General features: G+C 62.4%; 23 protein-coding genes and 1 pseudogene. 12 read left to right on the top strand and 12 right to left on the bottom strand.

Annotation, left to right across the window (positions count from 1 at the left end):
* Positions 1 to 2: 2 nt before the first annotated feature.
* Together RAE09_RS05790 and efeB are read left to right on the top strand one after the other, a co-directional pair.
* Positions 3 to 1,160: an EfeM/EfeO family lipoprotein gene (locus RAE09_RS05790; protein WP_005324121.1), complete on the top strand. Its 1,158-nt coding sequence runs from the start codon at positions 3 to 5 to the stop codon at positions 1,158 to 1,160.
* A complete protein-coding gene (gene efeB, locus RAE09_RS05785) occupies positions 1,160 to 2,443 on the top strand; it encodes an iron uptake transporter deferrochelatase/peroxidase subunit (RefSeq protein WP_005329266.1) in 1,284 nt (427 codons plus the stop codon). Before RAE09_RS05790 ends, efeB begins: the two co-directional genes overlap by 1 nt.
* A gap of 101 nt (positions 2,444 to 2,544) precedes the next feature.
* Here the strand turns inward: efeB and RAE09_RS05780 are convergent, their stop codons facing one another.
* The gene (locus tag RAE09_RS05780; protein WP_316981189.1) at positions 2,545 to 3,534 is read right to left on the bottom strand and encodes an HNH endonuclease signature motif containing protein; all 990 of its coding nucleotides are present in this window, start codon (positions 3,532 to 3,534) and stop codon (positions 2,545 to 2,547) included.
* A 157-nt stretch (positions 3,535 to 3,691) separates the two neighbouring features.
* Between RAE09_RS05780 and RAE09_RS05775 the strand changes: the two genes are divergently transcribed.
* From RAE09_RS05775 to RAE09_RS05750, 6 genes are all read left to right on the top strand, one after another.
* Positions 3,692 to 5,068: a M20 metallopeptidase family protein gene (locus RAE09_RS05775; protein WP_316981188.1), complete on the top strand. Its 1,377-nt coding sequence runs from the start codon at positions 3,692 to 3,694 to the stop codon at positions 5,066 to 5,068.
* A 42-nt stretch (positions 5,069 to 5,110) separates the two neighbouring features.
* Positions 5,111 to 6,331: a sensor histidine kinase gene (locus RAE09_RS05770; protein ID WP_316981187.1), complete on the top strand. Its 1,221-nt coding sequence runs from the start codon at positions 5,111 to 5,113 to the stop codon at positions 6,329 to 6,331.
* Positions 6,328 to 6,939, top strand: coding sequence for a hypothetical protein (locus RAE09_RS05765; RefSeq protein ID WP_316981186.1), 612 nt, complete (start codon positions 6,328 to 6,330; stop codon positions 6,937 to 6,939). Before RAE09_RS05770 ends, RAE09_RS05765 begins: the two co-directional genes overlap by 4 nt.
* Positions 6,936 to 7,601 carry a response regulator transcription factor gene (locus tag RAE09_RS05760; RefSeq protein ID WP_316981185.1) on the top strand — a complete coding sequence of 222 codons (666 nt, stop codon included), beginning with the start codon at positions 6,936 to 6,938 and terminating at the stop codon, positions 7,599 to 7,601. The genes RAE09_RS05765 and RAE09_RS05760 overlap by 4 nt, the downstream gene beginning before the upstream one ends.
* 66 nt (positions 7,602 to 7,667) lie before the next feature.
* Positions 7,668 to 8,879, top strand: a complete 1,212-nt coding sequence (locus tag RAE09_RS05755) for a sensor histidine kinase (RefSeq protein ID WP_316981184.1) — start codon at positions 7,668 to 7,670, stop codon at positions 8,877 to 8,879.
* Positions 8,876 to 9,529, top strand: coding sequence for a response regulator (locus RAE09_RS05750; RefSeq protein ID WP_023020970.1), 654 nt, complete (start codon positions 8,876 to 8,878; stop codon positions 9,527 to 9,529). The genes RAE09_RS05755 and RAE09_RS05750 overlap by 4 nt, the downstream gene beginning before the upstream one ends.
* A gap of 24 nt (positions 9,530 to 9,553) precedes the next feature.
* On the opposite strand, the gene RAE09_RS05745 is transcribed toward RAE09_RS05750, so the two are convergent.
* Positions 9,554 to 9,934 carry a hypothetical protein gene (locus tag RAE09_RS05745; RefSeq protein ID WP_023020971.1) on the bottom strand — a complete coding sequence of 127 codons (381 nt, stop codon included), beginning with the start codon at positions 9,932 to 9,934 and terminating at the stop codon, positions 9,554 to 9,556.
* Between the two features lie 173 nt (positions 9,935 to 10,107).
* On the opposite strand from RAE09_RS05745, the pseudogene RAE09_RS05740 reads away from it, so the two are divergent.
* The 3 genes and pseudogenes from RAE09_RS05740 (at position 10,108) to thpR (ending at position 12,244) form a co-directional block, all read left to right on the top strand.
* Positions 10,108 to 11,490: pseudogene (locus RAE09_RS05740) on the top strand (YeeE/YedE thiosulfate transporter family protein).
* 85 nt (positions 11,491 to 11,575) lie between these two features.
* The gene (locus tag RAE09_RS05735; RefSeq protein ID WP_255342548.1) at positions 11,576 to 11,698 is read left to right on the top strand and encodes a hypothetical protein; all 123 of its coding nucleotides are present in this window, start codon (positions 11,576 to 11,578) and stop codon (positions 11,696 to 11,698) included.
* A 3-nt stretch (positions 11,699 to 11,701) separates the two neighbouring features.
* The gene (gene thpR / locus RAE09_RS05730) at positions 11,702 to 12,244 is read left to right on the top strand and encodes an RNA 2',3'-cyclic phosphodiesterase (RefSeq protein ID WP_316981183.1); all 543 of its coding nucleotides are present in this window, start codon (positions 11,702 to 11,704) and stop codon (positions 12,242 to 12,244) included.
* Here the strand turns inward: thpR and RAE09_RS05725 are convergent.
* From RAE09_RS05725 to RAE09_RS05700, 6 genes are all read right to left on the bottom strand, one after another.
* Positions 12,241 to 13,932, bottom strand: a complete 1,692-nt coding sequence (locus RAE09_RS05725) for an FUSC family protein (RefSeq protein ID WP_316981182.1) — start codon at positions 13,930 to 13,932, stop codon at positions 12,241 to 12,243. The two genes, thpR and RAE09_RS05725, sit on opposite strands and share 4 nt — an antisense overlap.
* 67 nt (positions 13,933 to 13,999) lie before the next feature.
* On the bottom strand, positions 14,000 to 15,454 hold the full coding sequence (locus RAE09_RS05720; protein WP_316981181.1) for an ABC transporter ATP-binding protein: 1,455 nt from the start codon (positions 15,452 to 15,454) through the stop codon (positions 14,000 to 14,002).
* Positions 15,451 to 16,272 (bottom strand): ABC transporter permease, encoded by an 822-nt coding sequence (locus RAE09_RS05715; protein ID WP_316981180.1) that lies wholly within the window; start codon positions 16,270 to 16,272, stop codon positions 15,451 to 15,453. Before RAE09_RS05715 ends, RAE09_RS05720 begins: the two co-directional genes overlap by 4 nt.
* Complete coding sequence (locus tag RAE09_RS05710; RefSeq protein WP_316981179.1) at positions 16,272 to 17,240, bottom strand: ABC transporter permease; 969 nt, start codon at positions 17,238 to 17,240, stop codon at positions 16,272 to 16,274. Before RAE09_RS05710 ends, RAE09_RS05715 begins: the two co-directional genes overlap by 1 nt.
* Entirely contained in the window at positions 17,237 to 18,817 is a 1,581-nt protein-coding gene (locus tag RAE09_RS05705; protein ID WP_316981178.1) for an ABC transporter substrate-binding protein, read from the bottom strand. Before RAE09_RS05705 ends, RAE09_RS05710 begins: the two co-directional genes overlap by 4 nt.
* A 39-nt stretch (positions 18,818 to 18,856) precedes the next feature.
* A complete protein-coding gene (locus tag RAE09_RS05700) occupies positions 18,857 to 19,621 on the bottom strand; it encodes a GntR family transcriptional regulator (RefSeq protein ID WP_316981177.1) in 765 nt (254 codons plus the stop codon).
* Positions 19,622 to 19,821: 200 nt separating this feature from the next.
* Between RAE09_RS05700 and RAE09_RS05695 the strand changes: the two genes are divergently transcribed.
* A complete protein-coding gene (locus RAE09_RS05695; RefSeq protein ID WP_179386845.1) occupies positions 19,822 to 20,358 on the top strand; it encodes a hypothetical protein in 537 nt (178 codons plus the stop codon).
* Here RAE09_RS05695 and RAE09_RS05690 read toward each other — a convergent pair.
* From RAE09_RS05690 to RAE09_RS05675, 4 genes are all read right to left on the bottom strand, one after another.
* Entirely contained in the window at positions 20,355 to 21,374 is a 1,020-nt protein-coding gene (locus RAE09_RS05690; RefSeq protein WP_316981176.1) for an LLM class flavin-dependent oxidoreductase, read from the bottom strand. The two genes, RAE09_RS05695 and RAE09_RS05690, sit on opposite strands and share 4 nt — an antisense overlap.
* Before the next feature lie 204 nt (positions 21,375 to 21,578).
* Positions 21,579 to 22,979 (bottom strand): branched-chain amino acid transport system II carrier protein, encoded by a 1,401-nt coding sequence (brnQ, locus tag RAE09_RS05685; protein ID WP_316981175.1) that lies wholly within the window; start codon positions 22,977 to 22,979, stop codon positions 21,579 to 21,581.
* Positions 22,980 to 23,183: 204 nt separating this feature from the next.
* Positions 23,184 to 24,314, bottom strand: a complete 1,131-nt coding sequence (locus RAE09_RS05680; RefSeq protein ID WP_150851613.1) for a MalY/PatB family protein — start codon at positions 24,312 to 24,314, stop codon at positions 23,184 to 23,186.
* Positions 24,315 to 24,366: 52 nt separating this feature from the next.
* Positions 24,367 to 26,277, bottom strand: coding sequence for an ABC transporter ATP-binding protein (locus tag RAE09_RS05675; RefSeq protein ID WP_316981174.1), 1,911 nt, complete (start codon positions 26,275 to 26,277; stop codon positions 24,367 to 24,369).
* Positions 26,278 to 26,322 lie beyond the last annotated feature (45 nt).

The raw sequence follows: 26,322 nt of genomic DNA, 5'->3' as shown, positions 1-26,322 counted from the left end.
CCATGAAGACCTTCCACATCGCTACCGCCGCGGTGCTTGCCATCGCGGCCGTATCCCCACATGCTGTAGCCCAAAGCTCCCTAAGCTCCTTCGGCTCCAGCTCCCGGGACTCGCAGTCGGTGGCGCCGTCGACAAGCAAAAGCGCGAAGCCGAAAGAACCGCAGCTAAATGTGCGCGACGTGTATTCGTGCCCTACGCCCGACAAGGTCCAGAGGCAAGCGGAGTGGAAGGTCTATAACACCTCTGGACTGGCGCTTACCGTCTACGTTGCAGACGATGCAGGCAATGCCTACCAAGTTCTAGAGCGCGTGGGTACTCCAGCCAAGCGCGCGTGGGCCCCGAAGCTGCAAGACGGCACCTACCACCTCACCTGTGTCTTCCACAATGACTCGGCCGTGAAGTCTGATGATTTCACGGTCACCGGTTCCACCATCACCGAAGCCCCCAAGATGGTACCTATTACTGACCGCGAGGTCGCAGCCGTTGCTATCCAGCAGGCAGCGGAGCAGAAAAAGCGCGTTCCTGAGCTGCAGAAAAAGGCTCACGCTCTTGCCGATGCCACCTCTAAAAACCGTCCGACCGCCCGAGCAGCTTACCTCGATTACCTCGAGACCTACCGCTCCTTCGACGATTCCAGCGAAATGTGGCCTGGGCCGGACTTAGAGGGGTACGCGGAGGTTGAAAAGCTGCTGTGGTCCAAGCGCCCTGTCAAGGATGCGGCCAAGCCCGCCCGCGCGCTTGCCGACGCCGTCGATAAAACCGCCCGCGCCCTCGAGACCTCCCACTTCGCTATTCCCGCGCCCGATTACGGCCTGCGCACCCACGAGGTGATGGAGGAATTCGAGCGTTTCGACATGCGTGGGGAGCGTGACTTCGGCGCTCATGCCCTGCCCACCGCGCTGCGCGGCAATGTTACCTCCACTCGGCTGACGCTGGATGCCGTCCGCTCCCTCGTTGAGGGCCGCGGGTTGGATACCGCGCCAATCTATGACCAGCTCGATGAACTCGACAAGATCGCCGGTGAATTCGATGAAAAGTATGACACCGCTTTTGACAAGTGGTCGCAAAAGGATCGGATGCGCCTGCAGTCGGCCGTTGCCCGTGCTAATGAGTTGCTTGCCCCTGTCGCCACGATGACCGTTATTAGAAGGATGGATTAGTGCCCTGCCCGTTTAATTTTTCCCGCCGCTCCTTTCTCTCTGGCCTTGCTGCAACCGCTGCGCTAACCGGCCCAGCCGCGGCCGCCAACGGGCAGTCAAGCTTTGCTGGTTCCTCCTTCGGTTCCTCAAAGCATGGCAAGGATTCTTCGTCCGACCCCGCTGTGTCTTCGCCGCGCACCGATGCGGATGACCCGCTCGATCTTCCTTTCCATGGCGAGCACCAGCAGGGTATTGTCAACCCGGCCCAAAAGTATTCTGAGGTTGTCGCTCTCGACGTACAGTTCACAGGAAAATCGCGCCTGGAAGAGCTGTTTCGTACCATCACCGAGCGCGCCCGCGTTCTTACCACCGGCGGAGCCACCGCAGCCGATGGTATAGCCTATCCTGCCGGCGATTCCGGCGAGCTGGGTCCAAAGCTTCCTACCGATAGCCTTTCCATAACCCTTGCCGTGGGCGATTCGCTTTTCGACGACCGCTTTGGCCTAAAACCCCACAAGCCTGTCCACCTGAGCTCTATGCAGGCTTTCGCTGATGACACCTTGAAGGACGAGCTGTGCCACGGCGACCTCGCCTTGCAGATTTGCGCCGATCAGCACGATACCGTCATTCACGCGTTGCGCGATATCCTTCGGCACACCCGCGGCGACGTCGCCGTGCGCTGGCGCCAAAACGGCTACATGAACGAGCCACGGCCTTCTGGCACCCAAAGAAATCATCTTGGGTTCAAAGATGGCATCGTCAATCCGGCCGAAAAGGATCAAGACAAGCTGGTGTGGGCCGGCGCGGACGAGCCAGATTGGGCCGCCGGCGGCAGTTATATGGTGGTTCGCCTGATTGCTATGTATACCGAATTCTGGGATCGCATCTCCATTGCCGAGCAGGAGCAAATCTTCGGCCGCGACCGTGCTACCGGCGGCCCACTTTCCGGCGGTGACGAGCACGCTGAGCCGAACTACCTCGACGACGCCACCGGTGACGTCATCCCCACCGATGCGCATATTCGCCTCGCCAATCCGCGCACGCCAGAAACCTCCGACCAGCTCATGTTGCGTCGCGCTTATAATTATGACAACGGAGTGCGCGACAACGGCACCCTCGATGTCGGCTTGGTCTTTATCTGTTTCCAGCAGGACTTGGAGCGTCAGTTCATCACGGTGCAAAAACGCCTTGAGGGCGAACCGCTCGCGGACTATATCCGCCCCTACGGCGGCGGCTATTTCTATGCTTTGCCCGGCGTTGCTGACGACTCCGACTTCTTCGGCCGCTCGCTCCTCCAAGCCTAGGCATCCAAGCCTAGGCAAGCTTCGCTGCCCTGCAGCATATGCGAAACTGTGCAGGGTGAGCTGCGTTGTGAGGCTCGTTCGTAAATAGCGAGGCAGGGCGCTCAGCTGGAATTGGCCCAGGGCGGGACCCAGACTATTCGGCCCTGCCGCCGCTCAAGCCGGCCGCGCACCGGCGGCGCGTGCGGATCGTCGTCGTTGACGCCGTTGTGATACGGGCACGCCACGCTGAGGTTCGCCATATTGGTCTCGCCGCCGTGTTTCCACGCCTGCAGGTGGTGGATTTGGCACTTATCCGCCGGATAGTTGCACTCGGCCCACGGGCAGGTGGGGTTTTCCGCGCCCGCCATCAGCCGCTGCTTTTCCGAGGCATGCCGCGAGGTGCGATACAGGTTTACCGCTCCCTCATAAGGATGAACGAGGGTGACGAGCCCGCATTCGGCCAAGCGCTTTTCCACCAGCTTCGCGCCGCTGATTTCGGCACCATTGGTCAGCCGCAGCGTGATTTCCTCGCCTCCACCGCTTAAGATTTCATCCAATTCATCGAGCTGGATGATGATATTCGTCGTGGCAGTAGGCCGCGCCGTAGCCCCACCGCGGAAGAAGATATTCTCTACGGAATCAAGCGGCTTTTCCTCATTGATGCTGGCGTGCAGGTCAGCAATGAAATCGGAATCGCCGGTAATCGAGAGCGTCGACGGGCCGCCCTTGCGCCGCGTCATTCGCACGCCTTTCTCCGGCTGCCGCGGCGGATACATCTCCTTCAATCGCGTGCGCGCGAGCCGCTCCACGTCTTGGTCGGTCGCGCATAGTTCAGCGCGCAGCGCCCACGCATCCCGCTTGGATTTCGTGCGCGAGACGTACTTTTCGATGATCTTCAACGTCGCCAAGCAATGCTTGGTCGCCCGGCACGAGCGCTGCCGGCGGGTGAAGGGGGTGGGGCCAAAGTAGACGTCGGCAAGCGCAAGCAGGCTCCGGGCCTCCTGCCGAGGAAGCCCCAGCCGCCGCAGGTCGGCCTCGCGCGCGCCAGAGACCTCGCCGAGAAGCTCCATCGGCGAGGCAAGTTGGCGGGCGTAGTCCTGCAAGCGGGTCATGCCGGTGAGCCTAAGGCACCCCGCAAGCCCGCGGTAGCCCACCCGCGCCCGCCTGTGGATAACTCGCCCCACCCGTCACACCAACCCCGAACCCGCCGGGCGCCCTGTGGATAACCTGCGGTACCCTCGAATAGGAAAGCGAGAAAAGGAGCTCCCCATGACTGACCCGACCAAGCGAATTCGCCCCACCAACCCCGGCCGCCTGGCCGCCCCGCGCCAGGCCCAGCAGCTGCCGCCCCTGCCGGTGACGCGGGCGCGCATTGGTGAGCGGGTAGCCACCGAGGTCTTCCAGGAAATGGGCGAGGAGATGCTCGAGGAGCTGCAGAACTTCCGCCGCGACCTGCACCGCAATCCGGAAATCGGCTTGGATTTGCCGCGCACGCAGAAGAAGGTCTTGGAAGCGCTCGAAGGCCTGCCGCTGGAGATTCACGTGGGCCAGGATTTGAGCTCGGTGGTGGCTGTGCTGCGCGGCGGCCAGCGCGGCGAGCGGCCGGTGTCGGTGCTTTTGCGCGCGGACATGGACGCCTTGGAGGTGCGCGAGCAGACCGGCAGCCCGTTCGCGTCGACGAATGGGTACATGCACGCCTGCGGCCACGACTTGCACACCGCCGGCCTGGTGGGCGCGGCGCGGATTCTGTGCGAGCACCGCGAGGAGTTGCACGGCGATGTCACCTTCATGTTCCAGCCCGGCGAGGAAGGCCCGGGCGGCGCGCTGCCGATGATTGAGGAGGGCGTGCTCGACGCCGCTGGCCGACGCCCCATTGCCGCCTACGGCCTGCACGTCGGCCCGCAGGATCGCGGCACCTTCCACTATGTGCCAGGCCCGATGATGGCCAGCTCCTCCAACCTGACCATCACGGTGTTGGGCAAGGGCGGGCACGGTTCCCGCCCGCACGATGCCATCGACCCGGTGGCGGCGCTGGCGGAGATTCAGATGTCTCTGCAGACCGCGCTGACCCGCCGTTTTGATGCGCTGGAGCCCATCGTGATTACCGTGACCAACCTGTGGGCGGGCGACGGCGCCTATAACGCCATCCCGGAGCGCGCGGCCTTGGGCGCTACGGTGCGCGTGCTGCGCGATGAGAAGATCGACGCCGTGCGGCAGATGATTACGGAGGTCTCCAGCTCCGTCGCTGCCTCGCACCGCTGCACCGCGCAGGTGGATTTCGAGATTTTGTACCCGACCACCAAGACCAATGCGCGCGAGAACCAATTCGCCGCCACCTTGTGGGGCCAGATGTTTGGCGCCGAGAACGTCCAGCCTTTCGACGCCCCGATGATGGCCTCCGAGGACTTCGGCTACGTCCTCTCCCAGGTGCCGGGCACGTTTATGTGGATGGGCACGGCCAATCCGGAAAAGCCCGAAAATCAGCGCGAGTGGAATCACTCGCCGATGATGCGCTTTGATGATTCCGTACTCGGCATGCAGTCCGCGGCGCTGGCGGCCGTGGCGTTTGAGCGCCTGGCTACCGAGAACGAGCATCCGTCCGCGCAGACGAAGGCCATGCGCGATGCGGCCGGGGTGCAGAAATAAATCATCCCTAGGGACTATGGCCGCGGGCTTAAGCTTGGGGCCATGGTCAGAACGAAGTGGAGTACGGCGGGCATTGTTGCCGCCTGCGCGGTGGCGAATTGGCTCGTCGGCATGGTGCTGATGAACCTCGATATTGAGGAGTACTCGCCGACATTTGAGGAGTACGGGCCCTATATCTGCACCGGTTTTGCGGTGGGCGTAGTGACGATTATTGCTCTTCCTTTTGCGTTAGAGCACCAGCCGCGTGAGCTTTCCGACGTCGACTATGCCGGCTCCACCCGTAGCTTCATCGCGGGCTGTATCGTGCTGCTGGGGTCGAGTTCCTATTTTGGTGCGGCTAGTGGCGTCGTGGCTTTTATTTCCATGGTCTCGCGGCGCTCAACCTCGCGCTCGGTGGCCGCAGTGGCGTGCTTCGTGGCGGCATTTGCGATTGATACCATCTTCAACCCCTATATGGGCTGGGACGAGATCGGGTGGGTAGGTGTCATCTTCGTCGTGGTAGTGATGGTCGCGGGGTTATTGGTGGGCCAAAAGCGCGCCAATCTGCGCGAAAAGCGGTGGCGCGTGGAGCAGCAAGCCCGGATGAACCGGGAAGAGATGCGCGCCAAGGTGGAGCATGCAAGGCGAGAGGAACGCGAGAGCATCGCAAGGGATATGCACGATTCGCTCTCGCATCGGTTGAGCCTTGTGGCTATTCATGCGGGTGCGCTGAGCTATCCGCGCGAGGGCGTGCCGGAGGAGTTTACCGACGCAGCGCGCACCATCCGCACGGAGGCCCAGAACGCGGTCGAGGATTTGCGCACCGTCCTAAGCGCCTTGCGCGAAGATCTTTCCCAGGACCCACGCACTGGTCTAGAGGAGATGGTCGCTGCCGCGCGCGAGGCCGGCACGGAGGTGACGGTGACCTACGCGGACGGTACCGGCCCGGACGTTTTTGCCGGGTTGTCGACGATGGCGCAGCACGCCGTACACCGCGCAGTACAGGAGGGTCTGACGAACGCACGCAAGCACGCGCCCGGCCAGCCGGTAAGCATCACGGTGCGCGAGACGAGCGGCGCGGTAGACATCGAGATGTGGAACCCGCTCCCGGTAGCTAAGACCGATGATTGCGCAGGTAGCAGCATCGGCGGCTATGGGCTGGTGGGCCTGCGCGAGCGCGTGGAGCTATCCGGTGGACGCATGAATGTCCACGTCGGTAAAGAAGATGAGGAGTTTGGATGGAGTATCCGTCTACCGCTAGCGCGCCAGGAGGCCACGCAATGAGCGAAATGAGCTGGCAACTGCGCCATCCCGATTACGGGCTCATGCGCATTGACCTAGAAGAAACCACGGCCAGTGAGGGGTGGACGGGAAAGTACTTAGACTTTAAGCGCAGTCTTTTTACCTCCACCGTTGACGGAACTTCGCGCAAGCTCAGCTATACCGATACCGATGACTCGGCCTATAGCCTGGAATTCCTGCGTGGGCACAGCGACGATAACGCGCCCGAAGACACAGACCGCATCGAGCTGGTGGAGCGCCGCGGTTACGTCGTGCCGGAGTTTCGCGGGCAAGGCGCGAGGGTGATGTTTGCGGCGGTGGGGAAGGTGGACGTCGATAAGCGCCTGCATCGGGTGAACTTATGGACGGTGCTCCTGCAGGCTGCGCTGACATTCATTGCGGCCACGCTAGTCATCGAATTTTTCCCCAAATTCTTCGAAAAGCTAAACGATATTCTCGTGCCCTCGTTCCTCAACGGCGTAGTGGTGGGCCACGCCAATATAGTGCCGGTAGTACTGGCAATTTTTATGGCATTTACAGTGGCGTATACGCCCGTTGCGTCGAAGTTTTGGCGGGCGCGGTGGAATCAACCAGTAGGAAAGGGAGCATGATGGCCGTTGCCCTGCGCGTAGTGCTCGTTGATGACGAGGCTCTAGTCCGCAGCGGCCTGCGCCTGCTGCTATCCAACGCGCCCGATATCGAGGTCGTGGCCGAGGCGAGCAATGGCCGAGACGCGGTGGCTACCGTCCTCGATGCGCAGCCCGATGTGGTGTTAATGGATATTCGCATGCCGGTCATGGATGGCATCGCGGCCGTGGAGAAGATCTTGTCGGTCCACACAGTGCCGATCATCATGCTTACGGCCTTCGATACCGATTCCTTTATCCTGCGGGCCCTGCGCGCCGGGGCGGCCGGGTTCTTGCTCAAGTCGACGCCGCCGGAATCGCTCATGGCGGCCGTGCGCGCGGCCGCGGCGGGGCAACCGCTGTTGAGCCCGCAGGTCGTCGACAAGCTGGTAGGCATGCAAGGCCCCGCGCTTGACGACGCCCATTCGCACCACACCCGCACCGCCCGCAACCACCTAGGTAGGCTTAGCTCCCGCGAGCGCGAAATCGCCGAGCTGGTGGCCCAGGGCTTGAATAATCAAGACATCGCCGACCAACTGGTGGTGTCCATGGCGACGGTGAAATCGCATATGCAGCATATTTTGAAAAAGATCGGCGGTACCAGCCGTGTGCACATCGCCATTATGGTCTTAGAGGCCCGCGGCTAAGGCTGGAGAATCCTCCCTGCGAGGGATACCGCGCTGGCGGTGGGTCGGCTTAGACTGGTGCGCGTTATGAAGTTGTTCCGAAAATCCGACGAGATGCTCCAGCGCCCGATGTGGCAGAAGCTCATCATTGCGGCGGTGGCAGTGATAGGCGATTTTGCCGTCTTTTCCGTCCGGTTCAGCGAGACCGATGGCTCGTCCGGACGGCTGTTTATTTTTTCCGCGGCGATGATCGGCACGTGGATCTTATTGCCCTTTGCTCTCCGGCATGCCGCGCGGGAGCGTGACCCGCGCAGCGCACAGCCCGGTCCGCGCAGTGCGTTGGTAGCGGCGACGGTCATTTCGGCGACGGTTTCGATTGCCGAGTTTCGGCCTTCGGTAATGATGGCGGCGTTTTCTGTGGCCTCGCGCCGCAGCCGGTTGTGGATGGCGACGGTATGTGCGGCCATGGTGGCCTCGAAGCTGGTCACTCTCGATCTATCTCGAAGCGAAGGGCTTAGTGCTCCCGGGAAGCTGGGATTTTTCTCTAGCTACATCCTCCCAGCAGTAGTCGTTCTAGTAGTCGGGTTGGTTCGTTCGAACCAAAAAGAGCGCACGATTGCGCTGCAGGCGCAGGCGGAGCTCACGCACGAGGAAATGGCCACGCGGGAGAATTTTGCGCGGCAGGAAGAGCGCGACCGGATCGCGCGGGATATGCACGATACACTCTCGCATCGGCTGAGCATGATTGCGGTCTACGCCGGCGGGTTGGCCTACCGCAAAGACCTAGATCCGGAAGAGACGCGGAAGTCCGCGCGCACGATTCGCGATGAAGCCGAGGCCGCCGTGGGGGATCTGCGTGAGGCGCTGCACTCGCTGCGCAGCGAGGGGCGCATCGATCCGCGCGAGGGCGTGGAATCGCTGGTGGACCGCTCCCGCCAGGCGGGCATGGAGGTGGAAGTGCGCTACCAGGCGGGCGCGGGGCCGCAATCGCTGGAGGAGCTGAGCACCATGGCTGGCCACGCGCTCAATCGCGCGGTCCAGGAGGGCTTGACCAACGCCCGCAAGCACGCGCCGGGCGAGCCGGTCACCATCACCATCGCCGCGCTTGCCGACGCCCTCTTAATCACCATGTCCAACCCCACCGCCCAGGCCAAAGAAAAGGGGAGTGGGAACAGTGGCGGGTACGGGATCGTCGGCATGCGCGAGCGCGCTAGTGTGGTGGGCGGATCGCTGCAGGTAAATGATGAGGACGATAGGTTCTCGTGGACTCTGCGCCTGCCCAGGAAGGAAGTACAGTGAGTGAGATTCGTGTGGTGCTCGTCGATGATGAGCCGCTGCTGCGCCACGGCCTGCGCATGATCTTGGAAGGCGCGCCGGGCATTAGCGTCATTGGCGAGGCCGGAAACGGCAAGGAGGGAGTGGAGCTCATCCTGGCCGAGGAGCCGGACGTGGTGTTGATGGATATTCGCATGCCGGTCATGGACGGCATCGAGGCGACGGCGCAGCTGCATTCGCTGGCCGGCGCACGGGATATCCCGGTGGTGATGCTTACCGCCTTTGATACCGACGAATTCATCCTGCACGCCCTGCGCGCAGGTGCCGTGGGCTTTTTGTTGAAGACGACGGCGCCGGAGGCGCTGGTGGCGTCGGTAAGAGCGGCGTCCCAAGGCCAGCAACAGCTCAGCCCGAAGGTGCTAGAAAACCTGGTGGGGCTGGCGGCCACGCCGCCGCAGCCGGAACAAGAGATGATTCAGCCCAGCGGGCTGGCCGAGCTGAGCGAGCGCGAAAATGAAATCGCCCAGCTGGTGGCCCAAGGACTGAGCAACGCCGAGATTGCCGAGCAGCTATTCATCTCCCTGACCACGGTCAAGACGCACATGAAGCACATCCTGGCCAAGATCGATGGCACCAACCGGGTACACATCGCAATTGCGGTGCTCGGCGGCTAGTCGCGGCTGGGCTGGCCTGGGCAACTAAGGCCGGCGGAAAATGGCGGAGGCTAGGCCCACCAGCGCGATGACGCCGACGATAAGGGACGCCACCGGCCAGTACTGCGGGAAGTACTTGAGCGTGTAGCCGAATACTTGGCCGTCATCGAACTGCTGCCATAGCGCGAAGGGCATCCACCACAGCTTGGTTAGCGCCAGGATGGCGCCCACCAAGCCGGCGGCGACGCGGCTGCCTCCGCGGAGGAAGAAGCTCGCCGCAACCAGCAGTACGCCCGCAATGGTCAGGGCGAATAGGAGGGGAGTTTCGGTGCCCAGCGGAGAGCCGCGCAGCAGGAACTCGTGGTCGATTGCGTGTTGCTCAATGAGGGTATAACCATCGAGGACAACGTCGTCTGGGATTCCCATAGGTTAATTCTCCTTAATTGTGCCCGGAGCGGCTGGGGCGCCTGAGGTGGCATAGGGAAGGCCGACGGAAACGCGGAAATCTGCCACCTTAAAACCGGGTTGTACGTCAATTATAGACAATTCTGTCTTAGAGGGCGTAGTCTGAAACCCTTGACTCGATGCAAGGAGACAGTGTGAGTATTACCGGACTTCTCACAGGCATCGCCTTCGGTGCTGTGTTGCAGCGCGGGCGCTTCTGCGTAACCGGTATGCTGCGCGATATTTTCCTCAACAAGACCTGGCGCGGCTTTACCGCCCTGCTCATTTTGATTTCGGTGCATGCCTTTGGCCTGACTCTGTTGACAGGCACGGGCGTGCTTTCGCCGGAGATTAGTGATTTTAAGCCGGTAGCCGTCATCGTGGGCGGCTTCATCTTTGGCCTCGGCATTATCTTGTCCGGCGGTTGCGCCTCCGGCACGTGGTACCGCTCGGCCGAGGGCTTGGTCGGCTCGTAGATTGCGCTGCTGTTTTATGGGCTTTCGGCCGCGGCCATGAAGTCCGGCCCGCTGTCTGGCGCCAATGATTGGTTCAAGCAGTGGAGCCTCCCGGTCACCACCATCCATGGCGCGCTGCACATTTCACCGTGGATCCTGGTGGCGGTCTTGTGGGTCGTGACCTTCCTGCTGTGGCGCCACTACCGCGCCAAGGACGCCGGCCGCCCGAAGGTGGACCTGGGCCAGCCGTGGTACGCCAAGCCGCTGAACATGAATATCGCGGCGGTTGCTGTGGGCATCATCGGCACGGTGGGCTTTGTGCTTTCGGCCAACGCTGGCCGCAACGGCGGCCTCGGTATCACAACGCCGACCGCGGACATCGTCCGCTGGACCGCCACCGGCGATTCCGCGCGCATGAACTGGGGCACCCTGTTGGGTATCGGCCTGCTGGTGGGCGCTTTTATCGCCGCCAAGTCCGCTGGTGAGTTCCGTGTGCGCGTGCCAGATGCACAGACCGCGACCCGCGCTATTTGGGGCGGCATCATGATGGGCGTAGGCGCGTCGCTGGCCGGCGGCTGCACCGTGGGCAATGGCATGGTGGAGACCTCCCTGTTTAGCTTCCAGGGCTGGGTATCGCTATTCTTTATGGCCCTGGGCGTCGGTGCGGGCGCGCGCCTGTGGCTCAAGCCTAAGGGTGAGCCGCAGCAGCCGCAGACCTACTCCACCGAGCAATCCGTGGATAACAAGGTGGCCTCCGCCGAGGATAAGGTGCTGCCGAGCTTCGCCACCGCCACCGGGGCGGTAGCGCTCAAGACCAAGCCTGAGGCCAAGAACAAGGCCCGCGCGCTGGGCGGCGGGCGTTATGCGCTCGATACCCTTGGCGCGGTGTGCCCGTTCCCGTTGATCGAGGCCAAGCAGGTCATGGCGGAGCTGGAGACTGGCGAGGCACTGGTTATTGACTTCGACTGCACCCAGGCCACCGAATCCATTCCGCAGTGGGCGGCCGATGAGGGCCATGAGATTCGTGATTTCCATCGCTCGGGGGATGCTGGCTGGCAGGTCACGGTGGTCAAGGGCGGATAATTACATCATTGTCAGCTACTATGTGGAGGCAGAAGAATCGAGCGTGATTCTTGTGCCTCCTTTGTGGTTTGAAAGAAGTTATCGCATGCCCGAGTTTGATGATAATTCCACCGCTGTTGCGGATATTTTGCATGCCTTCGCCGTCTTTGAACGCGAGGAAGAACACCTGCTGGACGCGGAACTGCGCCTCAACGTCTATGCCAGCTAGGCCATGATTCGCGTCTTTGCTGCGCTATTGCCCTCGGCCGCCGCGCGCGAGCATTTGGTGCATACGCTGCGGCCCATCCACGCGGCAACTACTAATGAGCTGCGTTGGACGGATCCGGATAATTGGCATGTGACCATGGCCTTTTATGGCGATCAGCCCAATGATGCCGCGGCGGTGCGCGAGCACCTAGCTCACGCGGTGGCTGGGCGCGGGGCGTTGGATGTGCACCTGAGCGGAGCGGGGAGCTTTGAGCAGCGCACGTTGTGGGTGGGCGTCGGCGGGCAGGCGCGCGGTGTGCGGGAGTTGATGGCGCAGTGCCAGCTTGCCGACGTCCCCTTTAGCCACCACCGCCCCCACCTCACCGTCGCGCGCGCTGGTCGGCGGACCCGTGAGCTGTGGGCGCTGGCGGATTATGTGCGTGCTTTATCGGTGTATCGGGGGCCGGATTTTCGCGCGGACCGGGTGTGCCTGATGCAATCGCACCTCGGTGAGGGCCGCGGCGGTGGCCCACGCTTCGAAGTTATAGAGGAGTATCCGCTGTTTTAAGCGGCGCGTGCGGTGCGGATTTCGCGGACGAGGGAATCAAGCTCCGCGCGGGTGGCCGTGCGGTCCGGGTGGGTGGTGCAGAAATCTAGCAGGAAGTAACCGGCATGTTGTACGGCAATGTGGCGGGCCCAGAATTGGCGCACGGCATCGGGGTTATCCACGGCGAGGGACTGGATGGCGCGGCGCTCCGAGAGCAGCTCGTATTGCAGGTCGCGGCGGGCGGACAGTACGGCATCTGGGGTATTGACAAAGAGCAGGCCGAGCAGGGTGGCCATGGACTCCATCGCGCGGACCTGCAGGCGGGCCTGATTGCGCACGGGGGCGCTGCGCTGCCACAGCCATAGCACCGCGGTGGCGATGAGGATGGATAAGATGATTTCGCCGCAGCGGGCCTGGATGGTCGGCCACAGGGGGCGGTTGGCGGAGTTGCCCATGAGGAGGGCGAGCGGGGTGGAGAAGATAACGCAGATGGCGTAGTTCTTGGCCACGAAGATTTCGGCACAGAATTGGCACGCGGCCAGCGCGAGCAGGAGCGTCCACCCTTGAATGCCAAAGTAATGGAGGATAGAAAACAGCAGCACGCCGACGACAGAGCCGAGCATGCGGTGGATGCCGCGGACAGTGCCCGGCACGTGATCGGGTCCCCATTGCAGCATGAGGAAGGCAGAGACCACGCCCCAGTCCGGGCGGTCGAAGCCGAGGGTTAGGCCCACCAGCACGGTAATGGCCGCGGAAAGGACCACCTTTTGTGTCGTGACCATGGCGTGCGAATCCCGGACCGCGGCGCGATACAAGCGGTAGCGGCCGGTGGGGCGGGTGTGCGGGATGGCGGTGCGATCCGGATCGACGTCGGTGACATGATCGGTGAGCTGATCCGAATCGGCGCCCAAATCCAAGGCGCGGTTATGCGCCACGATGGTGTGCTGGGCCGCGAGGGTGCGCTCCACTAGGCGGGCGCCTTGGGAGTCGATGATGCGGCCGCCGCGGATAATGTGGGCGTCGGAAAGCGCCTGCCAGGCAGCAAAGAGCGCGGTCTGCGCCTGGTGGTGGCGGGCCAAGGAATCGTCGCGGTCATCCTTAAAGTCGGCCGCGGCCTTTTCGAGTGCGGCAACCGCGCGGCGCTCGGGGCCGTGGGCGTCAATAAGGGCCGGCGCCATGCCGAGCACGAGGCTGGCTACCATGCCGGTCAGCGCCCAAAAGAGCAGCTGGCCCACGGTGACATCGGTGCGCGCAAGCATCACCGAACCGCCGCCGACCATGACCAAGAAGAAGGTGCCCGGCGGCGGCAAGCGCAGGGCATTTTGGGCAAAGCCGCACACGGCGGCCAAAGCCGTGGTGTACAGGCCCGCCAGCAGCAGCCACCAGTGGCCGTGGCCAGGCGCAAAGATGAGGTGGCCTACCAGCACGCCCACGGCCGCGATGGTAATGAGTGCGGTGCCGGCGGTGAGCATGACGCGCGGGCGGGTGCGATAAGGGTGGCCCTCGCCAAAGATGACGGTGAACGCGCCGGTGGAAATGAGCAGGATGGCGTAGTCGTGGCCGGTCAGCAGCGCGATGGCGCCGGGAATGAGAATCGCCAAGCCCGCGCGCAGGGCACTGGGCCAGCGCACCGAGGCGCTATTAAACGCGGTGAGCAACTGGGTGGTGCTGGGGCGCTGCGGGATGGGATAGTCAAGCTGGGTGGCCACGGAGCAGCAGGATCCTTTCTCGGCGGAGTTATCTGACCCGACTACCTTACGCCCGAAGCCACCCGCTTTACATGTCGGCGGCCGCGATGAGCCGGCGCGTGTAGTCCGTGCTGGGCGAGGACCATACGGAGTCGGTCGCTCCGTGCTCGATGAGCCGGCCGCGGTCCAGGACCGCGACGCTATCGCATAGGTGGCGCACCACCGCGAGATCGTGGGTGACAAAGAGCAGGGTCAGCTTGCGCTTGGCGATGACCCCCGCCAAAAGCTCCAGCACCTGGGCGCGCACCGACATATCGAGGGCAGAGACAGCTTCATCGGCCAGCAAGATATCCGGCTCGCCGCACAGTGCGCGGGCGATGGAAATGCGTTGGCGCTGGCCACCGGAGAACTCGTGCGGGAAGCGATCGAGACTATCGGCCGGCAGGCCGACTTCCTCGAGCGCAGCGGCGGCGCGGGCACGCTTTTCGCTCTTTTTGGGCTTGCCCGGCATGGACTCGGCGATGGATTTCCAGATCTTCAGGCGCGGGTTGAGCGAGCCCTGGGGGTCTTGGAAGACCATCTGCACACGGCCGCGGACGTTAACTTCGCCGCTTGTCGGTTGGTCGAGTCCGGCGATGAGCTTGAGTAGGCTGGTCTTTCCCGATCCGGAGCCTCCTACGATGCCGAGGTGCTCGCCGTGGTGCACGCGCAGGTCGATGCCATCGAGTGCGGCATGTGTGCCGTGGACCTTGCTGACCCCGCGTAGCGTTACCAACGCATCTTCCGCCGTGGCCGGAGAAAGGCTAAGTTCCGGCGGCCGCGAGGAGGCGATGAGCGTGCGGGTATAGGGATGCTCGGGTTGGGTAAGCACGCGCTCGGTGGGGCCGGATTCCACCACCGCGCCCTGGTGCATGACTAGGACGTTGGGGCACATGCGGCGAATGACGCCCAGGTCATGGGTGATGAAGACCAGCGCGGTGCCGCGGGCCTTGGTTACGCGCTCGATGACGCTCAGCACGCCATCTTGCGTGGTGGCATCGAGCGCGGTGGTTGGTTCATCGCAGATGAGCAGGTCGGGGTGGCTGGCCATGGCCATGGCAATGAGCACGCGCTGGCGCTGGCCGCCGGAGAGCTGATGCGGGAATCGGGAGGCAATGTCGGCATCAAGCTCCACCTCTTCGAGCGCGGTTGCGGCATCGCGCACCCCGGCTTGAGCCAGCTGCTTGCCCACGCGCATAAGCGGATCCAGCGCGCTCATCGGTTCTTGGAAGACCATGGCCATGGTGGACCCTCGCAAGGGGCGGATGCGGGCATCGCGTGCGCCGACTACCTCGTGGCCATCCACGGTGACGGAGCCTTTCGCGCGTACCCCATCGGGTAAAAGCCCCATGATGGATAGCGCAGTGAGCGATTTTCCGGAGCCGGATTCACCAATAATGCCGAGTTTTTCGCCGGCACCCAGCTCGAAGTTGATGGGGCCCAAAAGGGCAGTGGTGGACCCGGCGGCGGTGACCGCCAGGCTATCTACGTGGAGCAGGCTCATCGCGCGGATCCTTTCAGGCGGGGATCGAGGAGGTCACGGAGGGCGTCGCCAAGCAGGTTAAAGCCCAGCACCGTCGCAGCAATGGCCAGGCCGGGCCAGAAGGTCTGCAGGGGAGCGGTGCCCAGAAGCGACTGGGAATCTTGCAGCATCCGGCCCCAAGAGGCCGCCGGTGGGGCAGTGCCTAGGCCGAGGTAGGACAGGCCGGCCTCAGCCAGGATGGCGAGGGCGAAGTAGACAGAGGCCTGCACGATGAGCAGGCCCGCAATATTAGGCAGGATATGGCGCCACGCCACTTTCCAGCCTGGCACCGCGGAAATGCGCGCGGAGGAAATAAAGTCCTGCGTGATAACCTGCAGCGTGCCCGAACGCGCCACGCGGGCAAAGGAGGGAATGCCGGCGATGCCGATGGCAACCATGGCCGTCAGCGTCGATGGGCCCCACACCGCGCCGGCAATGATCGCCAACAGCAGCGCGGGGAAGGCAAGCAGTAGATCCGCGCCGCGCATCACCAGCGCATCGGCCCACCTGCCGCGGCGCATGCCGGCGAGGATGCCCAATGGAACGCCCACGAGGGCGGCGATGCCCACCGCAATGAGCCCGACAAAGACCGTAATCTGGGCTCCCGCCATGATGCGGGAGGCGGTATCGCGCCCAAAGCGGTCCGTGCCCAGGAGGTGCTCGGCGCTGGGACCGGCAAGGCGCACATCCGGGTGCGCCAGCGTCGGGTCATACGGTGTCCACACCAGCGAAACCAGTGCCACCAGCACCGTGGCGGCAACGAGGAAGGCGCCCAGCCAGCCAGAAAAACGCAGCTTCATTATTTCTCACCTGCCGTGATGCGCGGATCGATGAATCGGTAGGCCACATCCGTTAAGGCATTGACTACCAAGGCGAAGGCGACGAGCAGCATGACCAGGGTTTGTACCGTGGTCAGATCGCGCACAGATACCGCGTCCAAGAGCATGGAACCGATACCGGGGATGACAAAGACGGATTCGATCACCACCGCACCCACGACCATCGTGGTCAGCTGCACGCCGGCCACGGTAAGCACCGGCAGCGCCGCATTGCGCAGGCCATGGCGCTTTAGCGCCTCCCACGGGGACTGGCCGAGCGCACGGGCGGTGCGGATATAGTCTTGATTCAGTACATCAAGCACCGCCGAGCGCACGTAGCGCGTCAGCATTGCGCCCTGCACCACGGCCAGTGCAATGACCGGCAAAATAAGGTGGCGGATAAACTCACCCGCGCCCTGGTTCGGCGGCACCCACCCATTGGCCGGCAGCCAGCCCAGATGGACGGCAAAGATGGCCACCAGAATGATGCCGAGGAGGAAGCTGGGCACCGCAATGCCCAGCTGCGTACCGGCAGAAACCACATCCGCGCCGCGGGTACGGTTGCGCAGGGCCAACCACATACCCATCGGGATAGCCCCTGCCAGTGCGAGCAGCATCGATAAACCAATCAGGATGAGCGTGACCTGGGCGCGGTCTACCACCAGCGGCGTAATATCCTGCTGCGAGGACAAAGACTGGCCAAAACTGCCGGTAAATAGGCCTTTTATCCACTCCCAATATTGCGTAAGCAGCGGGCGGTCCAGGCCCAGCGCAGAGCTGAGCTCGTCGACGGCCTCTTCTGTCGCGTTCACCCCCAGTGCCACCCGTGCCGGGTTTCCCGGCACCGCGCGCATGAGAGCGAAGATGATGATGGAGGCTACAAAGAGCGTTAACACAAAGCGCAGCAGCGGGCGCACGATGGCGCGCCCCGTGGTAGGAAGGGAACTCATCGGGCCTCCTTTTCGGTGTTATCGGCAGCGGCAGCTTTGGCACCCGCGTCCGTGTCGGCAGAAGTCAGGTCGCGCAGGATGAGCGCATCGGTGACCTGATTCGGATGTAATCCGCGCACGCCAGCGCGGGTGAGCACGATATTGGGCATATTCATTAACGTCAGCGCGCCAGCATCCGCCATGATCTGATCCACGGCCTGCGCCATGAGCTTGGGGTAGTCCTTCTCGGGTGCGGAATCGGCCTGGGCCAAAAGCTCGCGGGTGCGCGGGGAATCGTAGTTGAGGTAATAGTCCGGATCGCCGAACAAGGTGGGCACATCGCGCGGCTCCACATGGGAGATGAGCGACATCTGATAGTCCTTTGCTCCCATTACTTGGCCTAGCCACACGGCCGGGAATTCGGCGGATTCCAGCGTCACCTTAAAACCAACCTCAGTAAGCTGCGAGTACAGCAGCTCGGCGACGGTCTGGGCGTAGGGCAGCGTCGGCGTGGTCAGTGTGATTTCGGCGCCTTTCGCGCCGGCCTCCGTGAGCAGCTGGCGGGCCTTATCTGGGTCGTAGTTGTAGTAGTGCTTGCCCTCGAACCACGGATCCGTAGGCGGGATCGGTGCGCCGCCGGTGTCCTTGGCCATGCCATTCCACAAAATGTCATTGGCCGCCGAGCGGTCCACGGCATAGGCCACGGCCTGGCGCACCCGTGGATCGTCGAAAGGCGCGCGGGCATTATTCATGGACAACAGCACCTCACCATTGGTGGTGCCGACCTCTGTAGCGATGCCCTCTTTGACGTCATCAAGAAGCTCCGGGTTTTGCACGCCCAAGACCACGTCCACGCCGCCGGCCTGCAGAGCATTGACCGAGGAGATGGTATCCGGGAAATAGCGGACCGTGACATCCTGTGCCGCGGGTCTTCCCCAATATTCGTCGCGAACGTGCAGCTCTACGAACTCCGAAGGCGCAAAGCGGGACACCTCATAGGGGCCAGTACCCACCGGTTGGGCAGCGAGGTTATCCATGCCGTGTGGCGTCATCATCGCGCCGGTGGCCGTTCCCATGGACCACAGCCAGCCATTGGAGGGCTGCTTGAGGTGTACTTTTAGCGTGTGATCCTCGGTTGCGGTGACCTTGTCTACCGGATCCATGGCGGCGGCGATGCCGTTGGTCCACTTCTCGCGCACGTAGTTAATGGAAAAGGCGGCGGTCTCAGCGTTAAAGGCATCGCCATTGGAAAAGGTGACGCCCTCGCGCAGGTGGAAAGTATAGGTACGGGCATCGTCACTAATATCCCACGAAGTGGCAAGTCCTGGGGTAATGGAGCCGTCTTCATCGATGCGCACGAGGGTCTCGTAGACGTTATCCATAAGCACTGCGGGAATGGCGGCGCCACCGGTGGTGGTGAAATCCAGCGAGGTGGCGGCCGATGTAGAGGCCACGGTGAGGGCAGAAGGTGCGGTGTCGCTGCCTGCCTGGGTGGTATCAACCACCGCGGTATGGCCCGCGGAACATGCCGATAGTGTTCCTACAGCGGCCGCCATGGCGAGGCTGCCCAGCGCCCTACTGGCGCAAAATCTTCTCATAGAAAGTAGGGTAGCCGGTGGGTATAGCTGCCGTGAAACTTATGCAAAATTTCCAGGTGTGGGGATAACTTCTAGGGGTGAAACGCCCCCGCGCACGCTATTCATCGCCAGCTTCATGCGGTCCGCTCGGTAGAGATAGACCGCCAATTCCACCGGCTCGCCGGAGTGGTTGGATATTTCCATCTGGAGCCGCCACAGCGGGGTACCTGTAGTCACTCCAAGCGCTTCGGCGTCCTCCGCATCGGCTTCTTCCAACGTGAGTTCGCGGCGCACATTATCAAAATCCACGCCGCAATCGCGCAGGTGCGCATGAATGGAGCCGGCATCCGCATCGAAGTCTAGGATGTGCTTTCCCACCACCATGGGGAAATACATGCGCTCGATGGCAATGGGGTGGTCTTCGGTATAGCGCACGCGGTGGACGAAGACGACATTTTGTTCTGGGTCTACGCGCAGAAAGCGGGTGATATCCCGCGGCGCGCGGCGGCGAGCCAGCCACAGGGTGTGCTGCTGCGGATCCACGTCATATTCGCTTAGCCAGCTGGAAATGGAGTAAATCGATTCAAAAAGCTCTGCCTGGGTGGAGGTCAAAACGGTGGAGCGGCGCCCGCGACCTGAAGACACTAGCCCTTCGGCCCGCAAAGCTGCAACCGCTTGGCGCACGGGGCCGCGGGAGGAAGAAAACTTCTCGCACAAGTCTGCTTCACTAGGCAGGAAATCTCCTGGTTGCAGCACGCCGGAGCTGATCTGTTCTCGCAAGTAATCAGCGATCTTCTTATGCTGCTGTTTATCGCGTGGGCTCATTCAACCTTTGTCCTTAGTTTCTCCGGGGCCTTTCCCAGCGGAGCGAAGCACAGTAATGCTATTCCATTTTGCAAAGGCGCGCTAATGCAACAGCGTCACGGAGAAACAACGCGTTGCCCGGGTAAAGGCGTTCAAATAATAAGTCACGCGCCGTCCGACCAGCACCGAGATGCTAGGCGAGCACGCTAGGCTATGTGACCGTGGACGAGAGCACCGAAACGATTGAAGTACGCGCGGCTAGCGGCAGCGCGCGCCTGGGCAAGGCGATAGCGGTGGCGGTCATCATCGCCGTCGCGCTGCTGGTTATCGGTGGGGTGCTTATTTACTCGGCGTTGCAGGAACCGGCCGATTCGCGCCTGCATTCCGTTTATCTCATTGCCGCGCTCATGCCCCTAGGCGGGGCGCTGTGCGCCATGCTGGCGGTGGTGGCCTCCGGGCGGCGCCGGGCACGTCCGGTGCTGCGGATCGGCGAGGAGATTTCCTTGCCCCACCAGCGGACCAGTTTCGCCGCCTCTGAGCTAGAGCGCGTGCAGTTCTATTCGCTCGGGCCGGATCAGAATTTCCTTGCCCTGATTCCAGGCGGGGTGCGCGTTTCTACCTTGGACGAGGCCCAACGGTATTCGGCCCGCCTGCCGGAGCAGGCGAACCTGGGCCCGCGGGAACTCGAGGGAAAGCTCCGGGAGCGGTTCCCCGGCGTTCCCATTGACCACTTGGGCCAGGTGCGGGCCGAAGACTAGCTCGGGGTGCCGGCTACGCGTGCCGGATCGAGCTGCCAGCCCTGCGCGAGCAGCTGCATATTCTTGATTACTTCTTCGTGCGAGCTGGACTGCAGAGAGACCATGAGCTCATCGGCCTTGGCGTGCTCTTGGAAGGTATCGAGGTAGGCGGCCACCTCATCGGCGGTGCCGACGGCGGAGTACTTCAACATGTCGAGGATCTGCTGGCCCTGGTACGAGCCGATGATCTGCTCTACCTGCTCGTCGGTGAGGTGCTTGCCGCGGCCGGCGAAGGCCTTGACGCGGTTGAAGCACACGCGCTCGTATTCTTCCTGTGCCTCTTGGGTGGTATCGGCGGCGGTGACGTTGACGCCGGCGATGACATAGGGCTTGCTAAAGCGCTCGGAGGGCTGGAAGTGCTCGCGGTAGTAGGTGGTGGCCTGCTCGAGGTGCTGCGGGGCAAAGTGGGAGGCAAAGGCATAAGGCAGGCCGAGCTTGGCGGCCAGGGAGGCGCCGAACATGGACGAGCCCAAAATATAGATAGGCACGTTGGTATTCGCGCCCGGGATGGCGCTGACTCCCGGGATATAGGACTTGCCCTCGAGGTAGGAGTTGAGCTCTTTGACGTCCTCGGGGAAGCGCTCGGCAGAGTGGGGGTCACGGCGCAGCGCGCGGCCCAGGGTATTCATGTCTGTGCCGGGGGCGCGGCCCACGCCCAGGTCAATGCGCTCGGGGTACATCTCCTCCAAGGTGCCGAATTGCTCGGCAATGACATAAGGGGAGTGGTTGGGCAGCATCACGCCGCCGGAGCCCAAGCGGATGCGCTCGGTCTTCGCACCGATGTGGGCGATGAGCACGGCCGGGGAAGAGGACATGATGGACTTCATATTGTGGTGCTCGGTGTACCACATGCGGGAGTAGCCCAGTCTCTCTGCTTCCTGTGCCAATTGCACGGAGCGGGCGATGGACTGTGCAGGGGTTTCGCCCTCATAGATGGTGCAGAAGTCCAGGACGGAAAGATGCGCGCGTTCGGTCAAGGAAGAGGGCCTTTCTTTGCTTCGGTAGATGCTCTATAGGTTCTCTCCTTCCAACGGTACGCGCCGCCAGACTATTCCTGTCGGGGCGATACGGCAGTGAGGTGTGCAGAGTGGTAGGCATACAGAAATCTCCCCTCCGCCTCGGCGCTGCGATGCAGTGCAGAGAGGGAGGGGAGTGGAGCGGAGTGAAACAGGAGAGAGGTACTAAGACTCAGCGAGGGCCTCTGCCTCGGCCGGTTCTTCCGCTTGTGGGTTGGCGGCGGCGTGCTTCTCGCCGGCCTTGGTGGCGATGTCGACAACGAGACCGATGACTGCGGCGATAGCGGTAGGAACAATCCAGCCCAAGTCCACGGACTGGCCGGGCGCCAGGCTCAAGAGGGGATCGAGTGTGTCGGCGCCCCAGCCCTGGGCGGCGATGACGGACAGAGCCGACCACAGCACCGATACCCACAGCGCCAGGCGGTAGGTCCAGTAGAAGACAACGGACTTCTTTACCACCGGCTGGATCAGGGTGAGAACGATAAGGGAGATAGCCGGCGGGTACAGGAAGGTAATGAATGGAACTGCAATGGAGAGCACTGTATCCAGGCCTTGGAAGGCAAAGAGGATGGACAGTGCGGTAAATAGGCAGGCCCAGACGTGGTACTTCACCTTGGGCATCAGCATTTCAAAGAAGGCCGAGGTGGAGGTGATAAGGCCCACCGCGGTGGTCATGCAGGCCAGGATGACGATGGCAGAGAAGACGGCCTGGCCGATGGTGCCCATGGTGAGATTGGCGGCGTCGGCAAGCAGGGGCGCTCCCGACTCATAGGACTGGCCATTAGGAATGGTTTGGCCTACCCACGCCAAGCCAAGGTAGATCGCGGCCAGCAAAGCGCCAGCAACCAGAGCAGCGGTGATGGTGCCGTTAACCAAGGACTTCTTGGTCTTAAAGCCCTTGGAGCGCAAAGAGCCGACAATCACGATGGAAAAGGCCAAGCCGGCAATCGCGTCCATGGTGTTATAGCCCTCGAACAGGCCGGTGACCATGGGGGCAGAAGAATAATCCGCAGTAGGGGTCTGGGGATCGCGGCCGTTGCTAAAAGCGGCCAAAGTGATAAGGACGATCAGCAGCGCTACCAGGGCTGGGGTAAGGAACTTGCCCAAGGTATCGATGATGGTGTTTGGGCTCCAGGCCAGCACTAAAGCGATAAGGAAGAAGATGATATTAAAGATGCCATTGGCCCTCGTTCCTTCCCAGCCCAGAAGCGGGGTGATGGCGGTTTCCATGGACACGGCGCCGGTACGCGGCAGGGCGTAGAAAGCACCGATGGCCAGGTAGGCCATCACGGAAAAGACCAGGCCGAAGAGGGCGCCGCCGTTAGAGCTCAAATCGCGCACGGAGCGGCCAGAAATGGCAACCGCAATAATAGCTAGAACCGGAAGGAGCACGCCGGCGGCCAAAAAGCCGAGGACGGCGGGCCAAAAGTTGGTGCCGGCCGAAACGCCCACCATGGGCGGGAAGATGAGGTTGCCGGCGCCGAAGAACATCGAAAACAGCATCAGCGACGCGATTACGATGGTGGCGCCGGGCTTAGGGGTGCTTGACGCAACTGGGGTAGCCATTGTGGCTCCTTAATTTTCCATGTACAGCTAGAATGCGAGGAAGCTTCCCCATCCCGCCGAGGGTGGTGGCGGAGGCGGGGTGCCTCTTCGCGGTCCGAGGTGGCGGGTCACGCCTGTTCGTGTAATGAGACATTACCGCCCACATGGTGAGAAATCAAAGTGTGGGGGTGACGCAGGATACATGGTGGCCCCAGCTGGGCCGGCCTAATCGAGGGCCGCGAAGGCACGCTCCATGCGGTCGAGTGCCTCTTCTAAGATCTCGCGTGAGGTAGAGAAATTCAACCTCGCATGGCCCGGGCCGCCGGTACCAAAGGTATCGCCTTCATTAAGCGCTACCTTCGCATTCTCCCGCAACCACTTGGCCGGTTGTGGATTGCCGCCGATGGCGGTATCGGCAAAATCCAACCACAGCAGGTAGGTGGCGTCCGGCTTGCTGGTCTTGAGGCCGGGGATGCGCTTGGGCAGCTCCTCCACCAACCAATCGCGAGTCTCGCGCAGGTAGGCCACCTCCTCATCGAGGAAGTCGCCGCACTCGCGGTAGGCGGTCTCCGCAGCAAGCACGCCCAAGGTACCCGTGCCGTCCTTGGCCACACCAGAAAGGCAGTTCCAGGTCTGAACATCGGCCGCGTTGGAGAAAATCATCTGCGCGCACTTGAGCCCGGCGGTATTAAAGGCCTTAGACGTAGCGGTTACCGTGATGGTGCGCTCCGCGGCCGCCGCGCCGAGCGAGGCTACCGGGATATGCCGGCCCTCATAGACCAGCGGGGCGTGGATTTCGTCGGCCAAGATGCGCGCGTCATACTTCTCCGCCAGCTCCACTAGCTCGGCGAGGTAGTCCTCATCCAACACACGGCCGAGCGGATTATAGGGATTGGCCAGCAAAATAGAGCCCGCGCCCGCTTGGAAGGCGCGTTCAATATCTTCCAGCTCTAGGCTGGTCTCGATCTTCTCGCGGCCCGCGGTGCGTGGTAGCTCCAAAAGCGGTGGGTAGGAGGGAACCGGCACGATCACAGGGGAGTCCTTGCGGGTGAAGTACTGCACACCGAGCAACAGGCCGCGCACCACATCGCCGATCCAGAAAATATGGTCGGAGTTGGGGCGCCAGCCGTAGCGCGTGTCATAAAAATCAGCCACAGCCTCGCGCAGCCCCGAGGCCTTGGGCGCTGGGGTATAGCCAAAGGTTTCCTTATCCACCAAGTCTTCCAGCGCCTTCTTTACGGCGGGTGCGGTGGGGAAATCGGACTCCGCGATCCACAACGGCAGGACGTCTTCCTCGAAGACGGTCCACTTGCGGGTTCCGCGGGCTTGCAACTCTTCTAGGCTAGGAAACTCCATGGCCATAACCATAACGCGAAGCCCGCGGCCACCCCAGTGCTTCTATGCGCTTTTATTCATCTGCGTTGTCGGCCCAGTGCGAGTCCTCCTCCGCGTCCTCGGATTCGGAGGCAGAGCCGGAGACAAAGCCATACTTCTTCAACCGGCGGCGGTCCGCGGCCGAGGTGGATTGGGTGAGCTTGAGCAACTCGGCATAAATGCCACCGGATTGCGCCAGCTCGGCCGGCGAGCCCATCTCATCAATACGGCCGCGATCCAGGGTGATGATGGTATCCACATCCGCAATGGTGGACAGGCGGTGGGCAATAATGAGCGTGGTGCGGTCCTTCATCAGCTCATCCAGGCCGGCCTGCACGGCGCGCTCGGACTTGGTATCCAGCGCCGAAGTAGCCTCATCCAGTACCAGGATGGGCGCGTCCTTGAGCATGGCGCGAGCCACAGAGACGCGCTGCTTTTGCCCGCCGGATAGCTTGAGGCCGCGTTCGCCAATGACAGTGTCATAGCCCTCCGGGAAGGCTTGGATGAACTCACGGGCATTTGCCCGCTTGGCGACGTCCACGATTTCCTCTTCCGTGGCACCCGGCTTGCCATAAGCGATGTTCTCGCGAATGGTGCCGGAAAAGAGGTAGGACTCCTGGAAGACCACGCCCACTGAGGCGCGCAGGCGCGAGGCGGTGAGATCGTCTACTCGGTGCCCCAGTACATCCAGGTGTCCGGCCGAGGGATGGTAAAGGCCTAGCAAGAGGTTGACCAACGTGGACTTGCCGCCGCCGGACTCGCCCACGAGCGCCACCTTGTGGCCCTCAGAGGCGGCGAAGGAAATATCCTCCACCACGGGCTTGCCCTCCTCGTAGGCGAAGGAGACGTGATCAAAGGAGAAGACCGGCGCGCCGGGTGTGGGCTCCAGCGGGCTGACCGGGGTGAGGTCGAGCTGCGGGGTATGCGAACCGGTGGTGGCCGCAACCAGCTCGCGCGGCGCGGTGGGCTCGAGCTCTTCTTCCATGACTTTGAAGTAGTCCTTGGAACCGGCGATGGCGCGCTGGGCGGTATCGACAATCCAGCTCATCATAAAGACCGGCTGCTTCGCACTGGAGACCATCTGCAGCAACATGACCATATCGCCCAAGGAGAAATGCCCCTCGAGCGTGCGCCAGAAAATTACGCCGTAAATGCCGAGGAAGATAACAGCCATGGCCAGGCCGCGGAAGGTATCCATCATGTGCCACCAGCGCGATTGTGGCTTGGTGGTATCGACCACGGAGCGGTAACGCTTAGCAAAGTGGGAGAGCTCGCGGGTTTCGCTCACGAAGGACTTGGCCACCTTGACCTGGCCGATGACCTCTGCGAAGCGGCCGTTGGCGACGTCAATATTTTCGTTTTTGACCGCCTCAAACTTTTGCCAGCGCTTCGAGGTGAGCGCGGTAAGCCACATATAGACCGGGAAGAGCAGCGCGAGCAGGACGGCCAGCGGCCAGTAATACCACGCGGTAATGGCCAGCACCGCGAGGGTCTGGATGATCATCGTGAAGAAGTTATTGGCAAAGGACTGCACGAACTGCGTGATATTAGCAATCGAGCGGTCCAGCCGGGCGATGATCGTGCCGGTGACCTGGTTATCGTAATAGCCCTGCGGGAGGGCTAGCAGCTTGGCAAAGTAGCGCGTGGACAAAATCTCGCGCAGACGCGAGACCATGACATCGCCGATATAGCCGCCGATATTGCGGAAGAGGGCATTGGCGGCGTCGGCAAGAAAAAGCGCTACTGCCAGCAACAGCACCGTACGCAGCGCATCGCCCAGCGGGGCGTCGTTCTGCAGGGCGCCCACGATGGTATCGGTGGCTTCGCGCGTCAAAAACGGCGAGACCAGTGCAACGACCGCCGTTATCGTGGCGGTCAGCAGCACGCCTAGATAGTAGGGCCACAGGGCAGAGGCACTGCGGGTAATGCGCAAAATGGAATTCATAAGTAGACCACACTCACTTCGAAACGGCGGTTAGTGCGCGGAATT

Source organism: Corynebacterium tuberculostearicum, from assembly GCF_032821615.1.
GTDB lineage: Bacteria > Actinomycetota > Actinomycetes > Mycobacteriales > Mycobacteriaceae > Corynebacterium > Corynebacterium tuberculostearicum_H.
This window is presented reverse-complemented; position numbering and strand designations above follow the sequence as displayed.